Source organism: Pseudomonas sp. NBB (assembly GCF_032701105.1).
In the GTDB taxonomy this organism is placed as follows: Bacteria; Pseudomonadota; Gammaproteobacteria; order Pseudomonadales; family Pseudomonadaceae; genus Aquipseudomonas; species Aquipseudomonas asiatica.
Genome location: NZ_CP103994.1, coordinates 302862 through 326415 on the forward strand (window position 1 = coordinate 302862; position 23554 = coordinate 326415).

The 23554-nt window shown below is 62.1% G+C and carries 22 protein-coding genes and 2 tRNA genes; 10 read left to right on the forward strand and 14 right to left on the reverse strand.

Annotation, left to right across the window (positions count from 1 at the left end; genetic code table 11):
• Nucleotides 1-118: 118 nt before the first annotated feature.
• Nucleotides 119-2416: a TonB-dependent siderophore receptor gene (locus NY023_RS01320; protein WP_013970478.1), complete on the forward strand. Its 2298-nt coding sequence runs from the start codon at nt 119-121 to the stop codon at nt 2414-2416.
• A gap of 445 nt (nt 2417-2861) precedes the next feature.
• Nucleotides 2862-4213, forward strand: a protein-coding gene (locus NY023_RS01325) for an IS3 family transposase (RefSeq protein WP_372241189.1) whose coding sequence is annotated in 2 segments (ribosomal slippage) — nt 2862-3333 and nt 3333-4213 — 1353 coding nt in all. Because the reading frame shifts where the segments join, the coding sequence is not laid out codon by codon here.
• 109 nt (nt 4214-4322) lie between these two features.
• Here the strand turns inward: NY023_RS01325 and NY023_RS01330 are convergent.
• The 3 genes from NY023_RS01330 to NY023_RS01340 all read right to left on the reverse strand — a co-directional run bounded on the left by NY023_RS01330 (nt 4323) and on the right by NY023_RS01340 (nt 5104).
• Nucleotides 4323-4529 carry a DUF3079 domain-containing protein gene (locus tag NY023_RS01330; RefSeq protein WP_013970481.1) on the reverse strand — a complete coding sequence of 69 codons (207 nt, stop codon included), beginning with the start codon at nt 4527-4529 and terminating at the stop codon, nt 4323-4325.
• Between the two features lie 152 nt (nt 4530-4681).
• Nucleotides 4682-4757: transfer RNA gene (locus NY023_RS01335), tRNA-Thr, on the reverse strand.
• A 98-nt stretch (nt 4758-4855) separates the two neighbouring features.
• Nucleotides 4856-5104: a hypothetical protein gene (locus NY023_RS01340; protein WP_003257464.1), complete on the reverse strand. Its 249-nt coding sequence runs from the start codon at nt 5102-5104 to the stop codon at nt 4856-4858.
• Nucleotides 5105-5667: 563 nt separating this feature from the next.
• Here NY023_RS01340 and NY023_RS01345 point away from each other — a divergent pair.
• Entirely contained in the window at nt 5668-5943 is a 276-nt protein-coding gene (locus NY023_RS01345; protein ID WP_013970482.1) for a DUF3077 domain-containing protein, read from the forward strand.
• Nucleotides 5944-6266: 323 nt separating this feature from the next.
• Here NY023_RS01345 and NY023_RS01350 read toward each other — a convergent pair whose 3' ends face one another.
• From NY023_RS01350 to NY023_RS01370, 5 genes are all read right to left on the reverse strand, one after another.
• Nucleotides 6267-7502, reverse strand: a complete 1236-nt coding sequence (locus NY023_RS01350) for a methyltransferase (protein ID WP_013970483.1) — start codon at nt 7500-7502, stop codon at nt 6267-6269.
• A 124-nt stretch (nt 7503-7626) separates the two neighbouring features.
• Nucleotides 7627-8316: an ABC transporter permease gene (locus NY023_RS01355; RefSeq protein ID WP_013970484.1), complete on the reverse strand. Its 690-nt coding sequence runs from the start codon at nt 8314-8316 to the stop codon at nt 7627-7629.
• Nucleotides 8316-9008, reverse strand: a complete 693-nt coding sequence (locus NY023_RS01360; protein ID WP_013970485.1) for an ABC transporter permease — start codon at nt 9006-9008, stop codon at nt 8316-8318. Before NY023_RS01360 ends, NY023_RS01355 begins: the two co-directional genes overlap by 1 nt.
• A 54-nt stretch (nt 9009-9062) precedes the next feature.
• Entirely contained in the window at nt 9063-9815 is a 753-nt protein-coding gene (locus NY023_RS01365; RefSeq protein ID WP_013970486.1) for an ABC transporter substrate-binding protein, read from the reverse strand.
• A gap of 11 nt (nt 9816-9826) precedes the next feature.
• Nucleotides 9827-10600, reverse strand: coding sequence for an ABC transporter ATP-binding protein (locus tag NY023_RS01370; RefSeq protein ID WP_003257472.1), 774 nt, complete (start codon nt 10598-10600; stop codon nt 9827-9829).
• A gap of 665 nt (nt 10601-11265) precedes the next feature.
• Here NY023_RS01370 and gabP point away from each other — a divergent pair.
• Nucleotides 11266-12651, forward strand: a complete 1386-nt coding sequence (gene gabP / locus NY023_RS01375; RefSeq protein WP_013970487.1) for a GABA permease — start codon at nt 11266-11268, stop codon at nt 12649-12651.
• 181 nt (nt 12652-12832) lie between these two features.
• On the opposite strand, the gene NY023_RS01380 is transcribed toward gabP, so the two are convergent.
• The 6 genes from NY023_RS01380 to NY023_RS01405 all read right to left on the reverse strand — a co-directional run bounded on the left by NY023_RS01380 (nt 12833) and on the right by NY023_RS01405 (nt 18267).
• Nucleotides 12833-13276: a hypothetical protein gene (locus tag NY023_RS01380; RefSeq protein ID WP_013970488.1), complete on the reverse strand. Its 444-nt coding sequence runs from the start codon at nt 13274-13276 to the stop codon at nt 12833-12835.
• 57 nt (nt 13277-13333) lie between these two features.
• On the reverse strand, nt 13334-14314 hold the full coding sequence (gene ppk2 / locus NY023_RS01385; protein WP_013970489.1) for a polyphosphate kinase 2: 981 nt from the start codon (nt 14312-14314) through the stop codon (nt 13334-13336).
• Nucleotides 14315-14521: 207 nt separating this feature from the next.
• Nucleotides 14522-14597 (reverse strand) — tRNA-Phe (locus NY023_RS01390).
• A gap of 90 nt (nt 14598-14687) precedes the next feature.
• Nucleotides 14688-14960, reverse strand: coding sequence for an oxidative damage protection protein (locus NY023_RS01395; RefSeq protein ID WP_003257478.1), 273 nt, complete (start codon nt 14958-14960; stop codon nt 14688-14690).
• Entirely contained in the window at nt 14957-16024 is a 1068-nt protein-coding gene (gene mutY / locus NY023_RS01400) for an A/G-specific adenine glycosylase (RefSeq protein ID WP_013970490.1), read from the reverse strand. Before mutY ends, NY023_RS01395 begins: the two co-directional genes overlap by 4 nt.
• Entirely contained in the window at nt 16021-18267 is a 2247-nt protein-coding gene (locus NY023_RS01405; RefSeq protein WP_023661917.1) for an AsmA family protein, read from the reverse strand. Before NY023_RS01405 ends, mutY begins: the two co-directional genes overlap by 4 nt.
• A 305-nt stretch (nt 18268-18572) precedes the next feature.
• On the opposite strand from NY023_RS01405, the gene NY023_RS01410 reads away from it, so the two are divergent.
• The 6 genes from NY023_RS01410 to hisF all read left to right on the forward strand — a co-directional run bounded on the left by NY023_RS01410 (nt 18573) and on the right by hisF (nt 23512).
• The gene (locus NY023_RS01410; RefSeq protein WP_013970492.1) at nt 18573-20234 is read left to right on the forward strand and encodes an OFA family MFS transporter; all 1662 of its coding nucleotides are present in this window, start codon (nt 18573-18575) and stop codon (nt 20232-20234) included.
• A gap of 238 nt (nt 20235-20472) precedes the next feature.
• Nucleotides 20473-21066 carry an imidazoleglycerol-phosphate dehydratase HisB gene (gene hisB, locus NY023_RS01415; protein WP_003255736.1) on the forward strand — a complete coding sequence of 198 codons (594 nt, stop codon included), beginning with the start codon at nt 20473-20475 and terminating at the stop codon, nt 21064-21066.
• On the forward strand, nt 21067-21705 hold the full coding sequence (gene hisH, locus NY023_RS01420) for an imidazole glycerol phosphate synthase subunit HisH (RefSeq protein ID WP_013970493.1): 639 nt from the start codon (nt 21067-21069) through the stop codon (nt 21703-21705).
• The gene (locus tag NY023_RS01425; RefSeq protein ID WP_013970494.1) at nt 21706-21966 is read left to right on the forward strand and encodes a DUF2164 domain-containing protein; all 261 of its coding nucleotides are present in this window, start codon (nt 21706-21708) and stop codon (nt 21964-21966) included.
• Nucleotides 21967-21993: 27 nt separating this feature from the next.
• The gene (hisA, locus tag NY023_RS01430) at nt 21994-22731 is read left to right on the forward strand and encodes a 1-(5-phosphoribosyl)-5-[(5-phosphoribosylamino)methylideneamino]imidazole-4-carboxamide isomerase (RefSeq protein WP_003257484.1); all 738 of its coding nucleotides are present in this window, start codon (nt 21994-21996) and stop codon (nt 22729-22731) included.
• Between the two features lie 10 nt (nt 22732-22741).
• Nucleotides 22742-23512 (forward strand): imidazole glycerol phosphate synthase subunit HisF, encoded by a 771-nt coding sequence (hisF, locus tag NY023_RS01435; RefSeq protein WP_013970495.1) that lies wholly within the window; start codon nt 22742-22744, stop codon nt 23510-23512.
• Nucleotides 23513-23554 lie beyond the last annotated feature (42 nt).

Sequence of the window (23554 nt, forward strand, 5' to 3'; positions counted from 1 at the left end):
AGGGCTGGTAGCGCTCGTTACGTTCGATTACATCCCCGTACAAGCCGGGTCTGGAGCCCGGGGGGCCGATCCCTAGAATCCTAACAAAAAATCATCTGCAAATACGAAGCCTTCCCAAATGAACTCCGAGAGCACCCCGAACGCCTTCCCCTCCATCAGCCGAGGCGGCACGCGCCTCAAACCGCTGGCCCTGTTCATTGCCGTGGCCGTCAGCGGTGGCGCGATGGCTGCCGACAGCAAGCCCCTGGAACTGGAGGCCACGCAGATCGAAGACAGCGCCCTGCTGCCTGCCGACGAAGCTGGTCAGCTGGGTTACACCGTCGAAAGCACCCGCAGCTCCACCGGCCTGGCCCTGACGCCGCGCCAGACGCCGCAGTCGGTCACCACCATTACCCGCCAGCAAATGGATGACCGCGACATCCACACCATCGAGCAAGCGCTGGAAACCACCCCAGGCGTGACCGCGAGCAAGTCCGAAGTGGGCGGGCGTACCGACTACCGTGCCCGTGGTTACTCGATCAGCAACTGGAAGGTCGATGGCCTGCAGTTCCAGGGCGGGTCCGATTTCAGTGGCGGCGGCAACGCACTGAACATGGACCTGTACGAGCGCATCGACATCGTGCGCGGCGCCAACGGCCTGCTGGGCGGTACCGGCGACCCGTCGGCCACCGTCAACCTGATCCGCAAGGCACCGACCAGGACGTTCGGCGGTAGCGCCTATGCCACCTACGGCAGCTGGGACAAGCGCCGCCTGGGCGCCGACCTTAACCTGCCGCTGTCCGAAGACGGTCGCCTGCGTTCGCGCTTCGTGATGACCCAGCAGGACGCCAACTCATTCCGCGACAACCAGTCCGAGCGCTCCCGCGCAGCGCTGGCCAACTTCGAGTTCGACCTGGACGACGCCACCACTCTCGGTGCCGGCTACCAGTACGAGTACAACAAGATTGTCGGCGGTGGCTGGGGTGCGAACATCCCGATCTGGTACAGCGATGGCAGCAAGACCGACCTGCCGCGCAGCACCAACGTGGTACCCAGCTGGAGCTTTGGCGAGTACACCACCCGCACCGCGTTCGGCTCGCTGGAACACCACTTCGACAACGACTGGACGCTGGACCTGAAAGCCACCCAGAGCACCGCCGAAACCCTAAACCACCGCGGCCTGGCCAAGGTCAACTCGGCGGGCCGTGGCAGCTACGGTGGCTACTGGGACCAGGATGGCAGCGGTGCCGTGCTCAACGGCCTGCACAGCTCCACCGACACCACCCAACAGTCGGCGCAGATCGACCTGTCCGGCCCGTTCCAGCTGTTCGGCCGTACCCACCAGGCGATGGTTGGCTACAACGACAGCCGCACCGTGGCCTGGTCGCCGGAATACACCTGCACCATGGTTGGCGACGGCATGGCCAGTGCGCCTGCGCTGGGTTGCCAGTTCCGCGCCAACAACGGCTTCCCGCTGACCGACTGGCGCAATGGTGTGGATGACGACTACAACATCATCGCCTCGCGCACCGGCCGCCACAGCAAGACCACCACCCGCCTGCAGGGCATGTACGCGGCAACCCGCCTGAGCATCACCGACCCACTGTCGGTCATCCTCGGTGTGCGCACCAGCAACTACTCGGCCACCACCCGCAGCGTGGCTGGCGCACGTACCAGCCAGGAAGAGAACGGCATCGTCACCCCGTACCTGGGCGCCGTGTACGACCTCAACGACAACTACTCGCTGTACGCCAGCTACACCGACATCTTCACCCCGCAAACCGCCGAAACCAGCAGCGGCAGCAAGGTTGAGCCGATTCGCGGGCAAAGCTACGAGACGGGTATCAAGGGAGAGTGGTTCGATGGCCGCCTGAACGCCTCGGCGGCGTACTTCCGCACCAAGCAGGAAAACAAGGCAGTGCTCGACGGCGACCTGACCACCCCGACCGGTGGCGACGCCTACAAGGCCGGTTCCGGCCAGGAAACCGACGGTATCGACCTGGAAATCGCCGGCGCCCTGACCCCCAGCTGGAACGTGTACGCCGGCTACACCTACCTGCACTTCCGCCGCCTCGACAGCGACGGCCGCAGCGACCCATCGCACCTGTTCAAGGCTTCGACCACCTACCGCCTTTCCGGCCCGCTCGACCGCCTGACCCTGGGTGCCGGGGTTACTGCGCAGAGCAACATCCGCGCAATCTCCAGCCCGGCGGGCCAGCCGAGCAATGGTGTGAGCACCGGTGCCACTGACGTGAATTGGTCCGGTTATGCCATCTGGAATGCCATGGCCAAGTACCAGCTGACCGACGACACCAGCGTCAGCCTTAACGCCAATAACCTGTTCGACAAGCACTACTACACCCGCTACGGGTTCTATGCCGGGGCGATTTATGGTGACCCACGCAACCTGTCGCTGACGGTCAGCACAGCGTTCTGATCAACCGCACCTGGGGCTGCTGCGCAGCCCATCGCCGGCAAGCCGGGCTCCCACAGGTACAGCGCACACCTTGAGCCCGGCGCTCCCCATTGGTAGCAACTGCCTTGCTCAATTTCTAACAGGTGGCGCGATCCTTGTGGGAGCGGGCGTGCCCGCGAACACGGGCGAAGCCCGTGCCATCCACCGCAGCACCTCATTCGCTGGGTCGGCGCCAGGCTCAAACCATGCGCTGTACCTGTGGTAGATGGCCCAGCCCTTTGGGCTGCGCTGTCGTGAAGATAACTGAAATTGCAAGCAATCCGCGTACCCTGTGGGAGCGGCTTTAGCCGCGAAGAATCCAACGCGGTGTATGGCACCGGCTGCGCCGGTGTTCGCGGCTAAAGCCGCTCCCACAGGGTGGACTGCCCCCAAGAAGTTGGACACCAATCCAACCCTTGGGGGATCTATGGGTAAATACACAGAGCAGTTCAAGCTCACGGCTATCACCGCTTACCTAGAGGGCAGCCGGGGCTTTCGCAAGGTGGCACAACACTTTGGCATCGATTTCAGCCTGCTTCGGCGCTGGGTTGCTGGCTACCAAGTCGATGCCAGCCTCGGCCCTCGCTCGCATGGTCGCCGCTACACCGAGGAATTCAAGCGGCGGGTGCTCAAGTACATGCTTGAGCATCGCCTGTCCCTGCGCCAAACAGCGGCGCACTTTGACCTTGGACAGTCCTCACAGATAGGCATTTGGCTGCGGCAGCACTACAGTGGCAGTCCTGAAGCCACTCTCGCCAAACAAAGAAAATCAGCCGTGCCGAAGAAAATTAAGCCCATCAAGCCGACAGATACCAATGACGCAGAGAAATCTCGTGAGCAGTTGTTGAGCGAGCTCGAGTATCTGCGCATGGAGAATGATGTCCTAAAGGAGTTAAAGGCTCTGCGAGAGGAGAAGGAGCGAACACGGACGAAAAAGCCCTGATCGTCTGTAAATTCAGACATAAATATCCGCTGCCTGATCTCTTGCAGATGGTGGGGTTGGCACGCAGTACCTTTTATTACCAGATCAAGTGCCAGCAAAAGCCGGACAGGCACGCCTCGCTCAAGGAGTTGGTGCAGCGTGTCTATCACGAGGAGAAAGGGCTGTATGGCTACCGCCGCATTGCCCTTGCCATCAGGAATCAGGGGACCTTGGTCAACAAGAAGGTCATTGAACGGTTGATGGCTGAGCTTGGTTTGCAGTCCGTTGTACGCCCGAAGAAGTATCGATCCTATCGCGGCATTGTCGGCAAGGTGGCAATGAATTTGCTGGAGCGTAATTTCGTCGCGCAACGCCCCAACCAGAAGTGGGTGACCGATGTCACTGAGTTCAAAGTGGCCCAACAAAAGCTCTACCTGTCGCCCGTGATGGACTTGTACAACGGTGAGATCATCGCCTATGAAACAGCTTGCCGGCCTACTTATGGCTTGGTCGGGAACATGCTGGAAAAGGCGCTCGATGGGTTGGGTGAAAAGCCCAAGCTAGTGATCCACTCAGACCAAGGATGGCATTACCAGCAGCCCCAATACCGCCATAAGCTCGCAGCGCGCGGTGTGAAGCAGAGCATGTCTCGCAAGGGCAATTGTCTGGATAATGCAGCGATGGAAAGCTTCTTCGGCACACTGAAGTCAGAGTTCTTCTACCTGAAGCGCTTTGAAAGCGTCGAACAGCTGAAGGCGGGCCTGGAGGAGTACATCCATTACTACAACCATGACCGCATCAGGCTGAAACTCAATGGCCTGAGCCCTGTCAGCTACAGGACTCAGGCCACTGGCTAAAACTGTCCAACTTTTCGGGGGCAGTCTAGGGCCCCCGCTAATTCAATGAGTTATGTGCAGTTCTATGAGAGCCTGGCTTGCCGGCTATGGGCCGCAAAGCTGCCCTATTTCACCTAGGGCCAGTCTCTTGCTGGCAATCAACCGGCTTCTCCAGCCGGTCCTCGAAACTGTCCCAGTCCTCGCCAAACAGTTCCACCGGGTGCATGGTCCGACTCGACCCATTGCCACAGGCCAATGCCTTGGCCGGGCAGTACAGGTCGCAGCCCCAGCAGATGCGCTCCGGGTGGCTGGGGGTTTTGGGGAATTTCTTGGCCATGGTTTCCTTCCCTCAAGGGCTGACTGATCTCAGGCTAAGCTGCGTGCCGGCGTTAGGCTTGATTGAGATCAATCTTGGAGGAAGGGGTCATGCAGAGCGTGCTGGAAACAAAAAAGGCCCACCTTTCGGTGAGCCTTTTTTGATACTGCGTATGGTGCCGGCACCAGGAATCGAACCCGGGACCTACTGATTACAAGTCAGTTGCTCTACCATCTGAGCTATACCGGCAATGGGGCGTCATTATAACGATCGGTTGGCGCCTGTAAACCACTTCGTTGCGAATGTTCGCAAATGACCTAAGTCACCGACCTGAAAGAAGAATTTTCCTACCAGCCGCGATGGATGGTGGTGACGCTCGGCTCGGTTTTGCCCGGGTTGAAGAACAGCTTGTCGTTGTCGCAGCCGCGCTTGCGGCAGGGGCTTTCGGTGCGCAGGGGCAGGCCGTTGTCGCCGCCGAGCTGCATGCCGGGGTGGTTCCAGCCCAGGCTGCTGGTGGGGTGGGGAGCGGTGCCGCTGGCGCAGGCGGTCAGGGCCAGGGTGAGGGTCAGCAGGGCGAGGGGCTTGGCTTGGGTCACGATGGTCGGGTCCGTTAGTCCATTGTCGGCTCTGGCGCAACGCCAGAAGGTCGCGGGGCTGGCGGGCAGCGCGCGACGTCACTTTTTAATCATTTGGGGGGCGGATGATACACCGTTGCGGTGGTCAGGCATTAGCTTTGTGTTGCTTGTGATGGCCTATTCGCGGGCTTGCCCGCTCCCACAGGATCTCCACAAGCCTTGAAACTGTGTAGTACTTGTGGGAGCGGGCGCGCCCGCGAATAGGCCATCAGCTGTACGAAGATTCTGAACTTTAGGGCTAACAGCTTCAGGGGTTGGTGGCTTCGGAACTATCCTACGCGCGCCGCCGAAGTATCGCTGTTGTCGGGGAAATGGCTCACGGATACCGTTTTCGGGTCGCTCTGGCGACCGGGTGTGAGAACCCTGATCGAATAAGCGCTACCCATTTATGGTGGCCGTACGCGGGCAGACTTCGGTCTGGCCGGGCTTCCTTATTCGACCGGTTTCTCACCCCGCGAACGGCTGCCACCCAAATCCGTGAGAAAGATTTCTGGCAGTCCCCTCCCCGAGTAAGGATTTATGCCATGAAGAAAACCATCATCGAACCCATCACTACCGCAGGCGTGGAAACCTTCCTCGCAGCCGGTAACCCATCCCTCAATCTGCTACGCGTCGAGCCTGGTGTCCCCGTCGATGCTGCCTATGAGCATGTCTCGATCCTGATGGGCTACATCAAGCATCTGGTGCGCGAAGGGGATATGGAGGATGACCATAAATTCCTGGGCGCCGCCGATTATCTGTGCGACATGGCCAAGGCGCTGATGAACGATATCGAGATTGCCAAGAACAAGGCGCATTGAAAGGTGTGGGAGTGGGCACCGCGTTGCATGGCACGGGCTTCGCCCGTGTTCGCGGGCACGCCCGCTCCCACAGGAATCGCGTAAACCTGCCGGTTTTTGAGCGAGAAAAAAAGAGCCTACAAAGGCCGTGCAAACAATGCTTGCGCCAACCATAAGAAATGTTTATGCACAAGTGGCATCGGCGACTTGCGCGAAAGGCATGCCGGATCGATACACCGCCGGTCTTTGCGCAAACGCCTGTTTTTACTGGCCTTGACGCGCAAGCCGGAATAAGCCAAACGCTTGAAATAGCGCTTGGATCCAACAGGTAATCACAAGCTTGTTCACAGAGTTATCCACAGGTTGTGCTGCGGCCAACGGTCGCGTTCGGCAAGGATTAGCAGGTTGCGCGGGGTGAGTGGGTAGTCGCAGAACAAGCCAAGGCGCACGTTGTAGCCTTGTTCTTCGAGGAACAGGGCCCGATCGAGAACCAGCCACAGCTCCAGCGGCCGGCGGAACAGGTTGCGCACGCGCTCCAGGTTGCGGACCTCGGCCAGGCGTTGCCAGCCGGCGGCTTCCAAGGCTGCCCAGTCCGGGTTGCCAGTCAGCTGCAATTGCTTGAGTTCGGCCAGGTCGCGGCAGTACTGCTCGAAGGGCTTCTCCAGCCAGGCCACGGGTAGCGACGGTGTCGGCAGGTACTCGTCGGTCTGGCGCTGCTGGCGTTGCAGCAGGTCGAAGCCCAGGCGCCGGGCCATCGAGGTGTCGCGCTGGCGCCGCACGCGGGCGCCGGCGGTAACGGTTTCGCTCAAGGGCAGGCCAAGGTCATCCAGTGACAACCGCAGGCTGGAGGCTTGGGCGGCTGTGGATAACGCCTGGTAATGCTGCGCCGCGATGCGGTTGTAGCAGCAGGGGGCCACGGCCAGTTGTCGGCAACCTTGCTGGCTGGCCAGTTGCATCAGGCGCACATGCAGGTCGCCACAGGCGTGCAGGGCAACCACGCTTTTGTCGCCAGCCAGGTGGCGGGCGCTGTCGTTGGCCATCACATCCTGGTGCACATGCTGCGCCGGCAAGTGGTGGTGCGTGCTCAGGGCCTGGCCGGCGGCGACCAGTTCGGCATCGTATTCCAGGCAGGTCAGGTGTTGGCCGGGTTGCAGCAGGCGGCGGCCCAGGTGGCCTTTGCCGGAGCACCAGTCCAGCCAGTGACGGGGCTGTTCGCGGAAGGCCAGGTGGCTGGCGAAGGCTTCGATCTGCTGCCATTTGCGGCCCGGGACGGCTACGTCGAGGCGATGCGCGGCGGGGGGCAGGTCGGTTGCCGGGAGGTTGCCGAGTGCCGAAAGCTGTCGGGCTTGCTGGGCCAGTTGCGGGAACGGGGCGGGCAACCGGGCAGCGGTGGTGTCGGTTTCGGCGTCTTCCAGGGAGCATTGGCGCAGGTGGGCGGCAAGCTCGGGGTGGGCGGTTTCCCAAGCCAGCTTCAGGCTGGTGAAGGGGCGGGGTTTCCACAGTTGCTGGTGCTCGATCAGGAACTGGTCGAGGGCCTGGAAGCGGGTGCTTAGGTGGGGGCTGTGGAGGTGGTTGGGCATGGGATGTGTGTTGGTTTTGAGGGCCTCTTCGCGGGTGAACCCGCTCCCACAGGTATAGTGCACAGCTTGAGGGCTGTGGGGTCCCTGTGGGAGCGGGTTCACCCGCGAAGCAGTCAGTGAGGTCTCAGCGGCCCTGGCACGCATCCACGCGCAACCAGCGCTCCAGCAGCTTGAAGCCCTGCACCAGCACGAACGAGATCACCAGGTAGAACACCCCGGCGGCAAAGAAGATCTCTACCGGCAGGTAGGTGCGGGCGATGATGGTACGGGCCATACCAGTCAGTTCCAGCAGGGTCACGGTACTGGCCAGGGCGCTGGCCTTGAGCATCAGGATCACTTCGTTGCTGTACGCCGGCAGGCCGATGCGCGCGGCGCGTGGCAGCATGATGTAGAACAGCGTCTTGCCTCGCGACATGCCCAGCGCCCGCGCCGCCTCGATCTCACCCTTGGGGATCGACTGCAGCGCGCCGCGCAGGATCTCGGCGATGTAGGCAGCAGTGTGCAGGGTCATGGTCAGCACGGTGCACCAGAACGGGTCGCGCAGGTACGGCCATAGCGAACTCGAACGCACCATGTCGAACTGCGCCAGGCCGTAGTAGACCAGAAACAGCTGCACCAGCAGCGGCGTGCCACGGAAGAAGAAGATGTAGCCGAACGGCACCGCGCGCACATACCAATGGCGCGAGGAGCGGGCGATGCCCAGCGGGATGGCCAGGACCAACCCGGCAACCACCGCGATGGCTACCAGCTCCAGGGTCAGGGTCGCACCCTGGGCCAGGCGTGGCAGCCATTTGATGATGACTTCCCAATTCATTATTCGGCCCTCGCAAAGCCGCGAGCGGCGCGTTTTTCCATGAAGTGCATACCGGTCATGGCAATGATGGTCAGGCTCAGGTAGATGCAGGCCGCGACCATGTAGAAGGTGAACGGCTCTTTGGTCACGGTCACGCCGATTTGTGCGTGGCGCATGATTTCTTCCAGGCCGATTACCGATACCAGGGCAGTGTCCTTCATCAGGATCATGAACAGGTTGCCAAGGCCGGGCAGGGCGATGCGCCACATCTGCGGCAGGATGATCCGCGACAGGATGCGGCCTTTGGACAGGCCAAGCGCCAGGCCGGCTTCACGGTGGCCCTTGGGGATTGCCAGGATGGCGCCACGGAACACTTCGGTGGCGTAGGCGCCGAAGCACAGGCCCAGGGCGATCACGCCCGCAGCGAAGGCGCTGAGCTCCAGGCCTGGCATGTTCAGGGCTTCACCGAGGGCGTTCATCAAGCCGACGGTGCCGAAATAGATAAGCAGTACCCACAGCAGTTCGGGCACGCCGCGAACCAGGGTCGAATAGAAGCCACCAAGCCATTGCAGCGGCTTGATTGCGGAAGTCTTGGCCAGGGCGCCGAGCAGGCCCAGGACCAGGCCCAGCAGCAAGGCGCAAAGCGCCAGTTTTACGGTCATCAGGGTGCCGGCCATCATGGCCGGACCGAATCCGTGCAGGTCGATATTCATGGGCAGGTCATTCTAGGGACTGGCGCGCCGCAAGGGCGCGCCGGTCGGGGCGGATCATTCGATGCTGAACGGGAAGTACTTGTCGTTGATCTTCTTGTACGTGCCGTCGGCCTTGATTTCTGCCAGGGCCTTGTTCAGGTCGTCGCGCAGCTTGGTGTCACCCTTGCGCACGGCAATGCCGATCTTGTCGCTGTCCATCACTGGCTCGCCCTTGAACTCGAAGTTCGAGCCGTCTTTGCTCTTCAGCCACTCGTACTGCACGTACTTGTCGGCCAGGATGCCGTCGATGCGGCCGGAAACCAGGTCGAGGTAGGCGTTTTCCTGGGTGTCGTAGAGTTTGATCTCGACATCCGGGTAGTTGTCTTCAAGGTAGGTGCCAGCCAAGGTTGCGCGCTGGGTGCCAATGACCTTGCCCTTCAGCGAAGGTTTGTCAGTCTTGAAGTCGACGTTTTTCGGCGCGATGAACTGCAGCTTGTTGGAGTAGTACGGCTCGGTGAAGTCCACGGCCTGCTTGCGCTCGTCGGTGATCGACAGCGACGACACCAGGAAGTCGAACTTCTTGGCGTTCAGGGCCGGGATGATGCCGTCCCAGTCGGAGGTGACGACCGAGCACTCGACTTTCATCTTGGCGCACAGGGCGTCGCCGATGTCTTTGTCGAAGCCGACCACGTTACCGCTGGCATCCTTGTTGTTGAACGGTGGGTAGGCGGCTTCGATACCCATGCGCAGTTTTTCTGCGGCCAGGGCGTTGGCCGACATCACCAGCGTGGCAGCAGCTGCCAGGAGGAACTTCTTGTAAGTGTGCATGTATTGCTCCGTTAGCGGTGGCTGGACATGAATTGCTTGCAACGCGCCGAGGTCGGGTTCTCGAAGACCTGCTGCGGCGATCCCTGCTCTTCGACCAGGCCCTGGTGCAGGAAGACGACTTCACTGGACACATGGCGGGCAAAGCTCATCTCGTGCGTCACCAGCAGCATGGTACGGCCTTCTTCGGCCAATGCGCGGATAACGTTTAGCACTTCCTGGACCATTTCCGGATCGAGCGCCGAAGTTGGCTCGTCGAACAGGATGACCTTGGGCTTCATGGCCAGGGTACGGGCAATGGCGGCGCGCTGCTGCTGGCCACCGGAAAGCTGGGCGGGGTAGCTGTGACGCTTGTCGTAGATGCCCACCTTGTTCAACAGGGCTTCGGCGGCTTCGATGGCCTCGGCCTTGCTCTGGCCGAGCACGCGGCGTGGCGCCTCGATGATGTTGTCGAGGATCGACATGTGCGGCCACAGGTTGAAGTTCTGGAAGACGAAACCGATCTCGCTGCGCAGGCGGTTGATCTGGCGGTTGTCGGCGGCGACCAGGTCGCCGTTCTTGGCGGCCTTGAGCTTGAGGGCTTCACCGGCAACCAGGATTTCGCCCTGGTGCGGGTTTTCGAGCAGGTTGATGCAGCGCAGCAGGGTGGACTTGCCGGAGCCGGACGACCCCAGGATGGAGATCACGTCACCGTCGCGTGCGGTCAGCGAAATGCCCTTGAGAATTTCCTGCTCGCCGTAGCGTTTGTGCAGATTGCGGATTTCCAGCGCGGGCGTGGCCTGAGCCATGTGCGGTCCTCATGTGTACGGGTGCGTTCCCAGCTGTTGGCGGCCTTCCTGGCGTGCGCCACGCTAGCATAGCGGCATTATCACGGCCAACAGGGTCGCTGGGGACTCGGGGCGCTGGTGGGGCAGTTTGTCGCATCGTTGCAGCGCAACGTCGCGCGGATGTCCGCGAAGGTGTCGCCCAGCACCAGAGCCTTGATGAAAAAAGGCGCGATGGTGCCAGCTTTGGCCCGCTCATGGAAGCGGTTTTAGACCTTTCGCGGGCACGCCCGCTCCCACAGGTTCTTTAAAAGGGCTCAAATGGTTGCACCTGACCTGTGGGAGCGGGCATGCCCGCGAACGGGGGCGGCCAGGTCTTCAGGTTGTACCTCTAGGTTGCACTTTTTTGCATTGCAGCGGTGCACAGGTGTTACCGGGGAGCACCTTTGGTGCGTTTGTAAGTGGGTATTTCAGTAATCCGATGATTTGATGGTCTTTCGGTCAGCCGTTGGCCGAAAGCCCTCCAAACCGCATGCTAAAAGGGATACCGACTTTTCTGACGAATGTATTCAGCACATGGCGCGCTTATTGCCAGTAGGAAACCGCCGATTGCAGCGACGCCCAGGTCAACCCCAGGCGCGCTCCGTAACCGCAGTCGGAGTGGTCCACTCCTTACAAAGGTAGTTTCAATGAGCGGTAACAATTCCAATGACCTCGCTCAGGGGCTCAAACAACGGCATGTGACCATGCTGTCCATCGCTGGCGTCATCGGTGCCGGCCTTTTCGTTGGCTCCGGCCACGCCATTGCTGCTGCCGGCCCTGCCGTGCTGCTGGCTTACGCTGCCGCCGGTACGCTGGTCGTGCTGGTCATGCGCATGCTGGGTGAAATGGCTGTCGCCTCGCCTGACACCGGTTCGTTCTCTACCTATGCCGACCGCGCCATCGGGCGCTGGGCCGGTTTCACCATTGGCTGGCTGTACTGGTGGTTCTGGGTACTGGTAATTCCGCTGGAGGCCAACGCCGCCGCGGCCATCCTGCATGCCTGGTTCCCTGCGGTCGACCTGTGGGCGTTCTCCCTGGTCATCACCTTGGCGCTGACCCTGACCAACCTGTGCAGCGTGAAGAACTACGGCGAGTTCGAGTTCTGGTTCGCTCTGCTGAAGGTGCTGGCGATCATCGGCTTCATCGCTGTGGGTTGTGCTGCCTTGTTCGGCTTTGTGCCGAGCAGCCAGGTAAGCGGTGCCAGCCACCTGTTCGACACCCAGGGCTTCATGCCTAACGGCCTGGGCGCGGTGCTGGCAGCCATGCTGACCACCATGTTCTCGTTCATGGGTACCGAAATCGTTACCATCGCCGCTGCCGAGTCGAAGGACCCGGGCAAGCAGATCAGCCGCGCCACCAACTCGGTGATCTGGCGTATCTGCCTGTTCTACCTGGTGTCGATCTTCCTGGTCGTGGCCCTGGTGCCGTGGAACGACCCGGCCCTGGCCGAGACCGGTTCCTACCAGACCGTGCTGAGCCGCATCGGCGTGCCGAATGCCAAGCTGATCGTCGACATCGTCGTGCTGATCGCCGTGACCAGCTGCCTGAACTCGGCGCTGTACACCTCGTCGCGCATGCTGTTCTCGCTGAGCAAGCGTGGTGACGCTCCGGCCATTGCCCAGCGCACCACCAAGTCGGCTACCCCGCATGTGGCGGTTCTGCTGTCCACTGCAGCGGCGTTCCTCTGTGTGTTCGCCAACTTCGTGGCCCCGGCCCAGGTGTTCGAGTTCCTGCTGGCCAGCTCTGGTGCCATTGCGCTGCTGGTGTACCTGGTGATTGCCGTATCGCAGCTGCGCATGCGCGCCCAGCGTGAGGCCCGCGGCGAGAAGATCACCTTCAAGATGTGGCTGTTCCCGGGCCTTACCTGGGCGACCATTGCCTTCATCATTGCCATTCTGGTGGTAATGGCGCTGCGTGAGGACCACCGCGCCGAAATCATCGCGACCGCGCTGCTGAGCATTGGTGTGGTGGCGGCTGGCTTGCTGGTGCACCGCAAGCGTGAAGCTGCCGGGCGGGTGGCGCTGGATAACTGATCCGCGCTGGCTGAAATGAAAAGGCCGCGCCCTGTGAAGGGCGCGGCCTTTTTTGTTGCCTGTTCCGGCCCTTTCGCGGGCTTGCCCGCTCCCACAGGGACGGCATTGCCTTTGGGCCTGGGGTGTACCTGTAAGGAGGCGGCTTGCCGGCGATAGGGCCCGGTCAGGCTACACAGCCCTGTCAGCCAAATTGCTTCTGCTGCTGTTGCTGCTTGGCAACCAGCTCCGAAGCCGCCACGTAGGCGGCCTGGAACTCATCGCTCTCCAGCCAGGCCATGGTGGCTTCTTCGTCGGCCCCATCCAGCCATTTGCGGTAGGCGTTGAACACCAGCACGATGTAATCGGTGGCGTGTTCTTCCTTGTGTCCCTTGAGCACAAGGGCCAGCAGCGGATCTACCAGGAACACCGAAATCATCGGTACCAGGCCGCCTTCCTGGGCTTCCTTCATCTTCTTGAATAGCGGGTCGTAGCTGCCCGACTCCATGGCCTTGTTGTACACCTGCTCGATGCTGGCGCTGTCGCCAGCACTGGCCTTGACCGCCTGGCCGCTGCGTACCATGCGGTTCTGCTTGGCCTTGCTGGCGGCGCGCTTGGCGCGTTTCTGTTGCTTGGTTGGGGTGGCCATGGTGAATCCTTGGTGGGGCGGAAATTGCGCGTATTGAAGCGCAGCAGGCACGCCGATTCAACAGGCCTGCGGCTCTGCCTCATCTTCCTCGAAGCCGCGGGACGCTCGCCCGACCAGTAGCGCATCCGGCGCATGCGCCACGCTGCGGTCCTTGCCCGGGTAGTCCAGCGAATGCAGGAAGTGCCGGATGCAATTGATCCGCGCACGCTTCTTGTCATCGGACTTGATCACCGTCCAAGGTGCATCGGCCGTGTCGGTATGGAAGAACATCGCCTCCTTGGCTGCGGTGTAGTCCTCCCACTTGTCCAGCGACTTGATGTCGATGGGGGACAGCTTCCAGTGTTTGAGCGGGTCGTCCCGGCGCGAGATGAAGCGGCGCAGCTGCTCTTCGCGGTTCACCGAGAACCAGTACTTGAACAACAGGATGCCGCTGTTGCACAGCATGCGCTCCAGCTCCGGCGCCTGGCGCATGAACTCCAGGTACTGCAGTGGCGAGCAGAAATCCATCACCTTCTCGACGCCGGCGCGGTTGTACCAGGAGCGGTCGAAGAACACCATTTCACCTGCCGTGGGCAGATGCTGGATGTAGCGCTGGAAGTACCACTGTCCTTTTTCCTGCTCGGAAGGCTTTTCCAGGGCCACGATGCGCGCGCCGCGTGGGTTGAGGTGCTCCATGAACCGCTTGATGGTGCCGCCCTTGCCTGCGGCATCGCGCCCTTCGAACAGGATCACCACGCGCTGGCCGGTTTCCTTCACCCAGCTCTGTACCTTCAGCAACTCGATCTGCAGCGCATGCTTGGCCTTCTCGTAGTCCTGGCGACGCATGCGGGTGCGGTACGGGTAGCTGGTGGGCAAGCGGGCCGAAGTGCTGTCTTCGTTGCTGCCCTTGGGGGCGGTGGCGACTTCCAGTGCAGCAGGTTGCTGGCTGATGCTGGTGATCGTCGGCTCCGGCTTGCGCTGGCGTGGGCGACGCGTGCGGGCTGGGGTGATGGCGGGCTCGCTGGGGGCGGGGAGCAGGAGGGGGGATTCTTCGCTCATGGAGGTCCTTGCGGGTCGAGTCGGATGTCCGTCTTCGATTGTGAAGGTGAGCGAGTGATAGCTATTTGATGTCTATCAATGAGACGTGAGGGGATTTGAGGATTGAAGCTGTTGGATTATGAAAATTCACAGACAACAAAAAACCCGCACTAGGCGGGTTTCTTGTTGTCGCTTCGGGTAACTTTGCAACCACCAGAAGCTTGAAGGTGGTGCCCAGAGACGGAGTCGAACCGCCGACACGAGGATTTTCAATCCTCTGCTCTACCGACTGAGCTATCTGGGCGACGAGGTGAATTAAATAGACTTTCAGACCGCTCGTCAACGACTTTTTGAAAAAATTTTAAATTAATTCCGTCGCTTACGTTCCGTGGGGTCATTCCGAGGGTGGAACGTAGCCTTCCGCCTGGGCGTATTCTTCGCCGGCGAAAAACTTGTCCATCTCGCCCTGGAGGAATTTGCGGTCCTCGGCGTTCATCATGTTCAGGCGCTTTTCGTTGATCAGCATGGTCTGGTGCTTCTGCCAGTCAGCCCAGGCTTTCTGCGAGATGTGTTCGAAGATGTCCTGGCCCTTGGCGCCGGGGTAGGGCGGGCGCTCCAGGCCTGGCAGTTCTTCTTTGTACTTGCGGCACATCACGGTGCGGGTCATCGGGCGTCTCCTGCAATCAGTTCGTCGGCCGCGCGTTTGAGCAGCTTTTTCACCGGGGCGGCGAGGCCCAGGCGCGGCGGGGTGGCGAGGTTATACCAGAGCCAGTCGGCCTCGGCCACGTGCTGGCCGACCGGGTCGACGCGCACCAGCCAGGGCTCGATCGCCAGCTGGAAGTGGCTGAAGGTATGGGTCAGGCCGTCCATGGCGCGGCTGTCAGCCAGGCGCAGGCCGTGCTGGTAGGCCAGGTCGTCGAGTTGGGCAATGTCGTCCAGTTCCGGCAGGCTCCACAAACCACCCCATAGGCCGCTGGACGGACGGCGGTAAAGCAGGATGGCGCCTTCGTGGTTGGCCAGCAGCGGCATCAGCGTGCGGCGCTGCGGCAGTGCCTTGCGCGGCTTGGGCTCGGGGTAGCGGGTTTCTTCACCGTGCAGGTGCGCTTCGCAGCCGCGCTGCAGCGGGCAGATCAGGCAGCTGGGCTTGCTGCGGGTGCACAGCGTGGCACCCATGTCCATCATCGCCTGGGTGTAGTGGTTGGCGCGCTGCTGTGGGGTAAAGCGTTCGGCCGTGGCCCACAGCTGGTTGGCCACCTTGGGTTCGCCGGGGTAGCCGGCCTGGGCGGTGTAGCGGGCCAGCACGCGCTTGACGTTGCCGTCGAGGATCGGTGCGCGGATGCCCATGCTGATACTGGCGATGGCGCCGGCGGTGGAGCGGCCGATGCCAGGCAGCTCGGTGAGCTGCTCGACACTGCGCGGGAATTCGCCGCCATGCTGTTCGACCACGATCTTCGCGGCCTTTTGCAGGTTGCGTGCCCGGGTGTAGTAGCCCAGGCCCGTCCACAGGTGCAGCACCTCGTCCTCCGGCGCTTCGGCCAGGGCCTGCACGGTCGGCAGGGCCTGCATGAAGCGGTCGAAGTAGTTGAGCACGGTGCTGACCTGGGTCTGCTGCAACATGATTTCCGACACCCACACCCGGTACGGGTTGATGCCCTGTTGCCAGGGCAGGTCGTGCCGACCGTGTTCGTCATACCAATCCAGCACAGCGCTGGAGAACTGCTCGGGGCTCATCGCTTGAACAGCCCCTTGAGCGCGTCTTTCAATTCTGGGCTCACTTTGTCTCCGAGTTTTTCATCGATCTTGTCTTGCAGACGGTTGCCGGCCACCTTGGCGGCAACCTTGCCCAGGCCGTCCTGGTCCAGGCGGCAGGCTTTGGCGCCCAGCTCCAGCGGGCCGCGGCAACGCAGCGGTATTTCGACACCGACATACCGTTCGTTGACCTGGCAGGCCGGGTCCGGCATGGCGCGCTGGTCGCCTTCGACGACCACGCCAACGTTGTAGTCCATGCCCAGTACACGCAGGTCGAGGTCACCATGGCCATTGACGGTAAGGCCCGGAATTCGTGCCTTGAGGTCCGGGTTGCTGGCAACGCCATTGCGTACTACCAGGCTGCCACGCAGTTCCTGGAACGGGGTGTCCTTGCCACGCGGCTCGCCGCTGAGCGACTTGCGGTTCAGCGTGGCGATGGCCTTGCACAGTTGCTGTTCCAAGTTGGCATTGACCAGCACGCCATCGTTGATGACGAAGTTGGCGTTGCCGTTGAGGGTGTCGACCAGGGTCTTCTGGCTGTTGCCGGTGGCGGTCAGGTCGCTGGTCAGGGTTAGCAGGCCTTTGACCGGTGGCGTCTGTTCCTTGCCCTCGGTCTTGATGAAGTGTTCGACCGGCACCCGCTGGATGCTGGTGTTGACGCCCAGTTGCGGCACGGCAGGGCGCACGTCGACGGTGCCCTTGGCCTCGAAGGTGCCGTTGTACAGTTCACCGCGCAGGGTTTGCAGGGTCAGCAGGCCGCCCTGGCCGATGGCCTTGAGCTGGGCGTCTTCGATCGGCAGTTTGTCCAGGGTCAGCGAGCCGAAGGCCAGGTCGGCCTGTAGGTCGAGGGCGCGCAGGCGATCGACCGGCAGCAGCTTGTCGTCGCTCCAGGCGACCTGGGTCGGGGCATTGGGGAGCGGCGTGGTGCCAGGGCCGGCGACCGCAGTGGTTTCCTGTTGCTTGACCTCGGCCTGACGCGCGGCGGTGGCGCCCTTGGCCTCTTCACTCTTGGCCGGCAGGTAGCGGTCGGCGTTGAAGGTGTCGCCCTTGAGCTGCAGGCGCAGGGCCTGTTTGGCGAAGTCTTCGACGGCCACGCGGCCAGTGAAGGTGCTGTCGTCCAGCTTCACCGCCAGGTCTTCCAGGGCCAGGCTGTTCGGCGTGCCCTGCAGGCGGGTGACCAGTTCCAGCTTGGCGAAGGCCGCCGGGTCGTTGGTGGCCGGCAGCGGGCGGCCGATGCTGTCGAGGAAGGTGCGCAGGTCGAACTGGGCGATGGACAGGCCGCCGCTCAGCTGCGGTGCCTTGTCCAGGTCTCGCAGGTTCAGCTCGCCCAGGGCGCGCAGCTGGTTGGCCGAGACTTTCAGGCCGTTCCACGAGGCGACATTGGCGGCCAGGTCGACCAGCAATTGGCCTTGGGCGGCGAAGGTCACGGTCTTGCCGCCGGTGGGCTCACCCGAGGTTTCGCCCGACAGGCGCATGTCTTCGAAGTTGTAGCGCTTGAGCTTGCGGTCGAAGCGCAGCTCGCCGGCCAGTTCGGTGCGGGCCTTGATGTTCGGCTGGCTGGCGCTGAGGAAGGCGCTGGCCTTGAGCGGAATGTTCGCCCCTTCGTGGACTGGGCCGGTGCTCAGCTGGATGCTTTCGGCGCTGTAGCTCTGGCCGGTCTTGGCATCGGTGTACTGTACGCGGGCGTTGTTCACGGTCAGGCTGTCGATGTCAAGCTTGACGGCGCGTTCGTTGCTGGCGACCGGTGCCGACGCCTGTTCGGCCGGTGCCTGGGCTGGAGCACTGGCCTGCCCATCGGCACTGGCGCCGTTCTGCGCGGGCAGCGGTTTACCGATGTCTTCCCAGTTGCCATGGCCCTGTTCGTCACGGGCCAGGGTCAGGTTCAGGCCCTCGACGCGCACGTCGCTCATCTGCACTTCGCGGCGCAGCAGTGGCAGCACACGTACAGAAAGCCCCAGCATCTGCAGGTCGGCGAACGGCTCCTTGGGTTTGTTCAAGGTGGCGATGCTCGCATCGTGCAACTCCAGGCCCAGCCACGGGAACAGGCTCCAGCCAATGTCACCGTTGAGGGTCAGCTCGACGTGAGCCTTGTCACGTGCCAGCTGGCGAATCTCGTCTTTGTAGTCGTTGGGATCGAAGAGGTGGGTCAGGGCGAAGCCCAGCGCCACGATGATCAGCAGCAACCCGAGAAGCCCAAGTCCCAGGATTTTGCCGAACGCTTTCATGGGCGAGTCCTTGTAGTCCGTTTTTGAAATTCAAGCGCCAGAGTATAGCGCCGCAGTGGTTACCCCTGCGTATTCGACTAGAGATACGGGGCATTTCCTACGCGTACAACAGATGGTACGGCTTTCGACAGCCATGATTTTGTCAGTTCCGAATGTGTGGCCTGTACTGGCCCTATCGCCGGTATAGGCAACATGACCGTTTCAGCCGAGCAAAAATTAACGATATCAGATTGCTTTCACGCTACTTGATGCTGCTACCCTTGCGCCGCTTTGCCTGCACCCTCCCTATAAGAAGGATCTGATCCATGAGCAGTACCGTCGCGGCGGGGACCTTGGCCAGTGCGCCAAGCTTCCTGTCGAAGGAGCGCATCATCGCCCGTCCGGGCTTCAACCGCTGGCTGGTCCCACCGGCCGCCCTTGCCATCCATCTGTGCATCGGCATGGCCTATGGCTTCTCGGTGTTCTGGCTGCCGCTGTCGCAAGCCCTAGGCATCACCGCCCCGGTCGCCTGCGCGGCGGACATGGGCTTCATGGCCCGCATGTTCAGCGCCGAATGCGATTGGCCGATTTCCATGCTGAGCTGGATCTACACCCTCTTCTTCGTCTTCCTCGGTTGCTCGGCGGCCGTGCTGGGTGGTTGGCTGGAACACGCCGGCCCGCGCAAGGCCGGCCTGGTGTCGGCGCTGTGCTGGTGCGGTGGCATGCTGATTTCGGCGATTGGCGTGAAAACCCATCAGTTGTGGCTGATGTGGCTGGGTTCCGGCGTAATTGGGGGTATCGGCCTGGGCCTGGGCTACATCTCGCCGGTGTCGACCCTGATCAAGTGGTTCCCGGACAAGCGCGGCATGGCCACCGGCATGGCGATCATGGGCTTCGGTGGCGGGGCCATGGTCGGTGCTCCGCTGGCCACCGCGCTGATGGGCCATTTCGGCAATGCGCAAGAAGTGGGCGTGTGGCAGAGCTTCGTCGTCATGGCGGCGATCTACTTCGTGTTCATGACCGCTGGTGCCCTGGCGTATCGCGTACCGCCAACCGGCTGGAAGCCCGAAGGCTGGAGCGCCCCAGTGAAGAAAGCTGGCAACACCATGGTCACCGACCGCCACGTTCACGTCAGCGTGGCCTGGAAGACCCCGCAGTTCGCGCTGATCTGGCTGGTGCTGTGCCTGAACGTGTCGGCGGGTATCGGCATCCTCGGCATGGCTTCGCCGTTGCTGCAGGAAGTGTTCGCCGGCAAGCTGCTGGGCAACGGGCTGAGCTTCAGCGAGCTGAACAGCGCCCAGTTGGCGCAGATTGCCGCGATCGCCGCCGGCTTCACCGGCCTGCTGAGCCTGTTCAACATCGGCGGGCGGTTCTTCTGGGCGTCGTTCTCGGACTACATTGGCCGCAAGAACACCTATTTCGCCTTCTTTGCCTTGGGCGTGGGCTTGTACAGCCTGGTGCCGAACATGGGGCACCTGGGTAACGTGGCGCTGTTCGTGGCGGCGTTCTGCATCATCCTGTCGATGTACGGTGGTGGTTTTGCCACGGTACCGGCCTACCTGGCCGACCTCTTCGGTACGCAGATGGTCGGCGCAATTCATGGCCGCCTGCTGACTGCCTGGGCGGCGGCGGGGGTGCTGGGGCCGGTGCTTATCACCTACCTGCGCGAGTACCAATTGGCGGCCGGGGTGGAGCGTGCGGCTGCTTATGACATGACCCTGTACATCCTCGCCGGCCTGCTGGTGCTGGGCTTTGTCTGCAACATGCTGGTACGACCGGTGGCCGACAAGCACTTCATGAGCGATGCCGAACTGGCTGCCGAGCGGGCTTTGAGCCATGACAAGGGCGCCGACGGGGCGCGCTCGCTGGAGTGGAAGGCGGCGCCGGGTAGCCTGCCGCTGGTACTGCTGGCCTGGGCTGTGGTGGTCGTGCCGTTGGCCTGGGGCGTTTGGATTACCTTGCAGAAGACGGCTGTGCTGTTCCATTGATTGGGGGCGCTTTGCGCCCCATCGCGACACAAGGCCGCTCCTACAGGCGACCCCTGTAGGAGCGGCCTTGTGTCGCGATGGGCTGCAAAGCAGCCCCAAGCCATGCGGTTGTATAGACCTGTAACGGTATCCAGCCTGCGTAATTCCTCGTTTTGCCATATGTCATCCGCGTTTCAAGCCGGCGCGTTCTAGGCCTATAATGAAGCCCTTTTCGCCTAATGATTTTGCGGAGCTGGTGATGGTCGAACGTAAGGCTTCCGTCGAGCGCAATACCCTGGAAACCCAGGTCAAGTGCTCGATCAACCTCGATGGCAGTGGCAAGGCCCGATTCGATATCGGTGTGCCTTTCCTTGAACACATGCTGGACCAGATTGCCCGCCATGGGCTGATCGATCTGGATATCGAGTGCAAGGGTGACACGCATATCGACGATCACCATACCGTCGAAGACGTCGGCATCACCTTGGGCATGGCATTTGCCCAGGCCATCGGTGACAAGAAGGGCATCTTCCGCTACGGCCACGCCTATGTGCCGCTGGACGAAGCGCTGTCGCGCGTGGTCATCGACTTCTCCGGTCGCCCGGGCCTGCAGATGCATGTGCCGTACACCCGCGCCAGCGTCGGTGGCTTCGATGTCGACCTGTTCCAGGAGTTCTTCCAGGGCTTCGTCAACCACGCCCTGGTGACCCTGCACATCGACAACCTGCGTGGCCACAACACCCACCACCAGATCGAGACCGTGTTCAAGGCTTTCGGCCGCGCCCTGCGCATGGCCATTACCCTCGACGAGCGCATGGCCGGGCAGATGCCTTCCACCAAAGGGTGCCTGTAAATGCAGACGGTAGCCGTAATCGACTATGGCATGGGCAACCTGCATTCGGTGGCCAAGGCGCTCGAGCATGTAGGTGCCGGCAAGGTGCTGGTCACCAGTGATGCCACGGTCATCCGCGAAGCCGACCGCGTGGTATTCCCGGGCGTGGGCGCGATTCGCGACTGTATGGCAGAAATCCGCCGCCTGGGCTTCGACAGCCTGGTGCGTGAAGTCAGCCAGGACCGCCCGTTCCTCGGCATCTGCGTGGGTATGCAGGCACTGCTCGACCACAGCGAAGAAAACGACGGTGTCGACTGTATCGGCCTGTTCCCCGGCCAGGTTCGCTTCTTCGGCAAAGACCTGCAGGAAGACGGCGAGCACCTGAAGGTGCCGCACATGGGCTGGAACGAAGTCGGCCAGACCAACGACCACCCGCTGTGGCACGACATCCCCGACCGTGCGCGGTTCTACTTCGTGCATAGCTATTACATCAATGCAGGCAAGCCGGCCCAGGTGGTCGGTCGCGGCCATTACGGTGTCGATTTCGCCGCTGCACTGGCCGATGGCTCGCGCTTTGCCGTGCAGTTCCACCCGGAGAAGAGCCATACCCATGGCCTGCAGCTGCTGCAGAACTTCGTCGCCTGGGACGGGCGCTGGTAAATGAGCAGGTCGAAGACCAAGGCCCCGGTCATCACCCTGGCCCCCGAGCAGGAGCGCGAAGCGCTGCACACGCTCAAGCGCTTCCTCGAAGACCGTTTCGAGCTGGAGCTGGGGTCGTTCGAAGTGGCCGAAGTCCTCGAACTGTTCAGCAAAGAAATTGCACCCCTTTACTACAACAGGGCGATTGTCGATGTTCAGCTGCACCTCAAGGAGCGGTTCGAGAGCATCGAAAGCGATCTGTGGGCGCTCGAGAAGCCCTGAAACCCCAAGAACAGACAGGTTCCCAAGATGCTGATTATCCCCGCTATCGATCTGAAGGACGGTGCCTGCGTGCGCCTGCGCCAGGGCCGCATGGAAGACTCCACGGTATTTTCCGACGACCCTGTGAGCATGGCCGCCAAGTGGGTCGAGGGTGGCTGCCGCCGCCTGCACCTGGTCGACCTCAACGGCGCCTTCGAAGGCCAGCCGGTCAACGGTGAAGTGGTCACCGCCATTGCCAAGCGCTACCCGACCCTGCCGATCCAGATCGGTGGTGGCATCCGCTCGCTGGAAACCATCGAGCACTACGTCAAGGCTGGCGTCAGCTACGTGATCATCGGCACCAAGGCGGTCAAGCAGCCGGAGTTCGTCGCCGAAGCGTGCAAGGCCTTCCCGGGCAAGGTCATCGTTGGCCTGGACGCCAAGGACGGCTTCGTCGCCACCGACGGCTGGGCTGAAGTGAGCTCGGTGCAGGTCATCGACCTGGCCAAGCGTTTCGAGGCCGATGGCGTCTCGGCGATCGTCTACACCGACATCGCCAAGGACGGCATGATGCAGGGCTGCAACGTGCCGTTCACCAAGGCGCTGGCAGAAGCTACCTCGATCCCGGTGATCGCCTCGGGCGGCATCCACAATCTGGGCGACATCAAGGCCCTGCTGGACGCCAAGGCCCCGGGCATCATCGGCGCCATCACCGGCCGTGCCATCTACGAAGGCACCCTCGATGTCGCCGAGGCCCAGGCCTTCTGCGACAACTACCAAGGCTGAGGACTGAACCATGGCACTGGCCAAGCGCATCATCCCTTGCCTGGACGTGGACAACGGCCGGGTGGTCAAGGGCGTCAAGTTCGAGAACATCCGTGATGCCGGCGACCCGGTGGAAATCGCCCGTCGCTACGACGAGCAAGGTGCCGACGAAATCACCTTCCTCGACATCACTGCCAGCGTCGACGGCCGCGACACTACCCTGCATACCGTCGAGCGCATGGCCAGCCAGGTGTTCATCCCGCTGACCGTGGGCGGTGGCGTGCGCACCGTGCAGGACATCCGCAACCTGCTCAATGCCGGTGCCGACAAGGTCTCGATCAACACGGCCGCGGTGTTCAACCCAGAGTTCGTCGGCGAGGCAGCGGACCGTTTCGGTTCGCAGTGCATCGTTGTCGCCATTGATGCCAAGAAGGTGTCCGGGCCGGGCGAAGAACCACGCTGGGAAATCTTCACCCACGGCGGGCGCAAGCCGACCGGGCTGGATGCCGTTGAATGGGCGAAGAAGATGGAAGGCCTGGGTGCTGGCGAGATCCTGCTGACCAGCATGGATCAGGACGGCATGAAGAACGGCTTCGACCTGGGTGTTACCCGTGCGATCAGTGATGCGCTGGGTATTCCGGTGATTGCCTCGGGCGGTGTGGGTAACCTGCAGCACTTGGCTGACGGCATTCTGGAAGGGCATGCCAGTGCGGTGCTGGCTGCCAGTATCTTCCACTTTGGTGAGTACACGGTGCCGGAAGCCAAGGCCTACATGGCTTCGCGCGGGATCGTCGTTCGCTGACCCATTGTTGGGAGGGCTTTGCCCTCTCGCGACACAAGGCCG

Excerpts from the sequence above, each read along its gene's own strand:
- NY023_RS01350 (WP_013970483.1), bottom strand. The coding sequence starts at position 7,502 with ATGCCCAACCACCTCCACAGCCCCCACCTAAGCACCCGCTTCCAGGCC.
- NY023_RS01410 (WP_013970492.1), top strand. The coding sequence starts at position 18,573 with ATGAGCAGTACCGTCGCGGCGGGGACCTTGGCCAGTGCGCCAAGCTTC.
- NY023_RS01330 (WP_013970481.1), bottom strand. The coding sequence starts at position 4,529 with ATGGCCAAGAAATTCCCCAAAACCCCCAGCCACCCGGAGCGCATCTGC.
- NY023_RS01345 (WP_013970482.1), top strand. The coding sequence starts at position 5,668 with ATGAAGAAAACCATCATCGAACCCATCACTACCGCAGGCGTGGAAACC.
- mutY (WP_013970490.1), bottom strand. The coding sequence starts at position 16,024 with ATGAGCCCCGAGCAGTTCTCCAGCGCTGTGCTGGATTGGTATGACGAA.
- NY023_RS01320 (WP_013970478.1), top strand. The coding sequence starts at position 119 with ATGAACTCCGAGAGCACCCCGAACGCCTTCCCCTCCATCAGCCGAGGC.
- NY023_RS01405 (WP_023661917.1), bottom strand. The coding sequence starts at position 18,267 with ATGAAAGCGTTCGGCAAAATCCTGGGACTTGGGCTTCTCGGGTTGCTG.
- NY023_RS01425 (WP_013970494.1), top strand. The coding sequence starts at position 21,706 with ATGAGCAGGTCGAAGACCAAGGCCCCGGTCATCACCCTGGCCCCCGAG.
- gabP (WP_013970487.1), top strand. The coding sequence starts at position 11,266 with ATGAGCGGTAACAATTCCAATGACCTCGCTCAGGGGCTCAAACAACGG.
- NY023_RS01395 (WP_003257478.1), bottom strand. The coding sequence starts at position 14,960 with ATGACCCGCACCGTGATGTGCCGCAAGTACAAAGAAGAACTGCCAGGC.
- NY023_RS01365 (WP_013970486.1), bottom strand. The coding sequence starts at position 9,815 with ATGCACACTTACAAGAAGTTCCTCCTGGCAGCTGCTGCCACGCTGGTG.
- hisA (WP_003257484.1), top strand. The coding sequence starts at position 21,994 with ATGCTGATTATCCCCGCTATCGATCTGAAGGACGGTGCCTGCGTGCGC.
- hisB (WP_003255736.1), top strand. The coding sequence starts at position 20,473 with ATGGTCGAACGTAAGGCTTCCGTCGAGCGCAATACCCTGGAAACCCAG.
- ppk2 (WP_013970489.1), bottom strand. The coding sequence starts at position 14,314 with ATGAGCGAAGAATCCCCCCTCCTGCTCCCCGCCCCCAGCGAGCCCGCC.
- NY023_RS01380 (WP_013970488.1), bottom strand. The coding sequence starts at position 13,276 with ATGGCCACCCCAACCAAGCAACAGAAACGCGCCAAGCGCGCCGCCAGC.
- hisH (WP_013970493.1), top strand. The coding sequence starts at position 21,067 with ATGCAGACGGTAGCCGTAATCGACTATGGCATGGGCAACCTGCATTCG.
- hisF (WP_013970495.1), top strand. The coding sequence starts at position 22,742 with ATGGCACTGGCCAAGCGCATCATCCCTTGCCTGGACGTGGACAACGGC.
- NY023_RS01360 (WP_013970485.1), bottom strand. The coding sequence starts at position 9,008 with ATGAATATCGACCTGCACGGATTCGGTCCGGCCATGATGGCCGGCACC.
- NY023_RS01370 (WP_003257472.1), bottom strand. The coding sequence starts at position 10,600 with ATGGCTCAGGCCACGCCCGCGCTGGAAATCCGCAATCTGCACAAACGC.
- NY023_RS01355 (WP_013970484.1), bottom strand. The coding sequence starts at position 8,316 with ATGAATTGGGAAGTCATCATCAAATGGCTGCCACGCCTGGCCCAGGGT.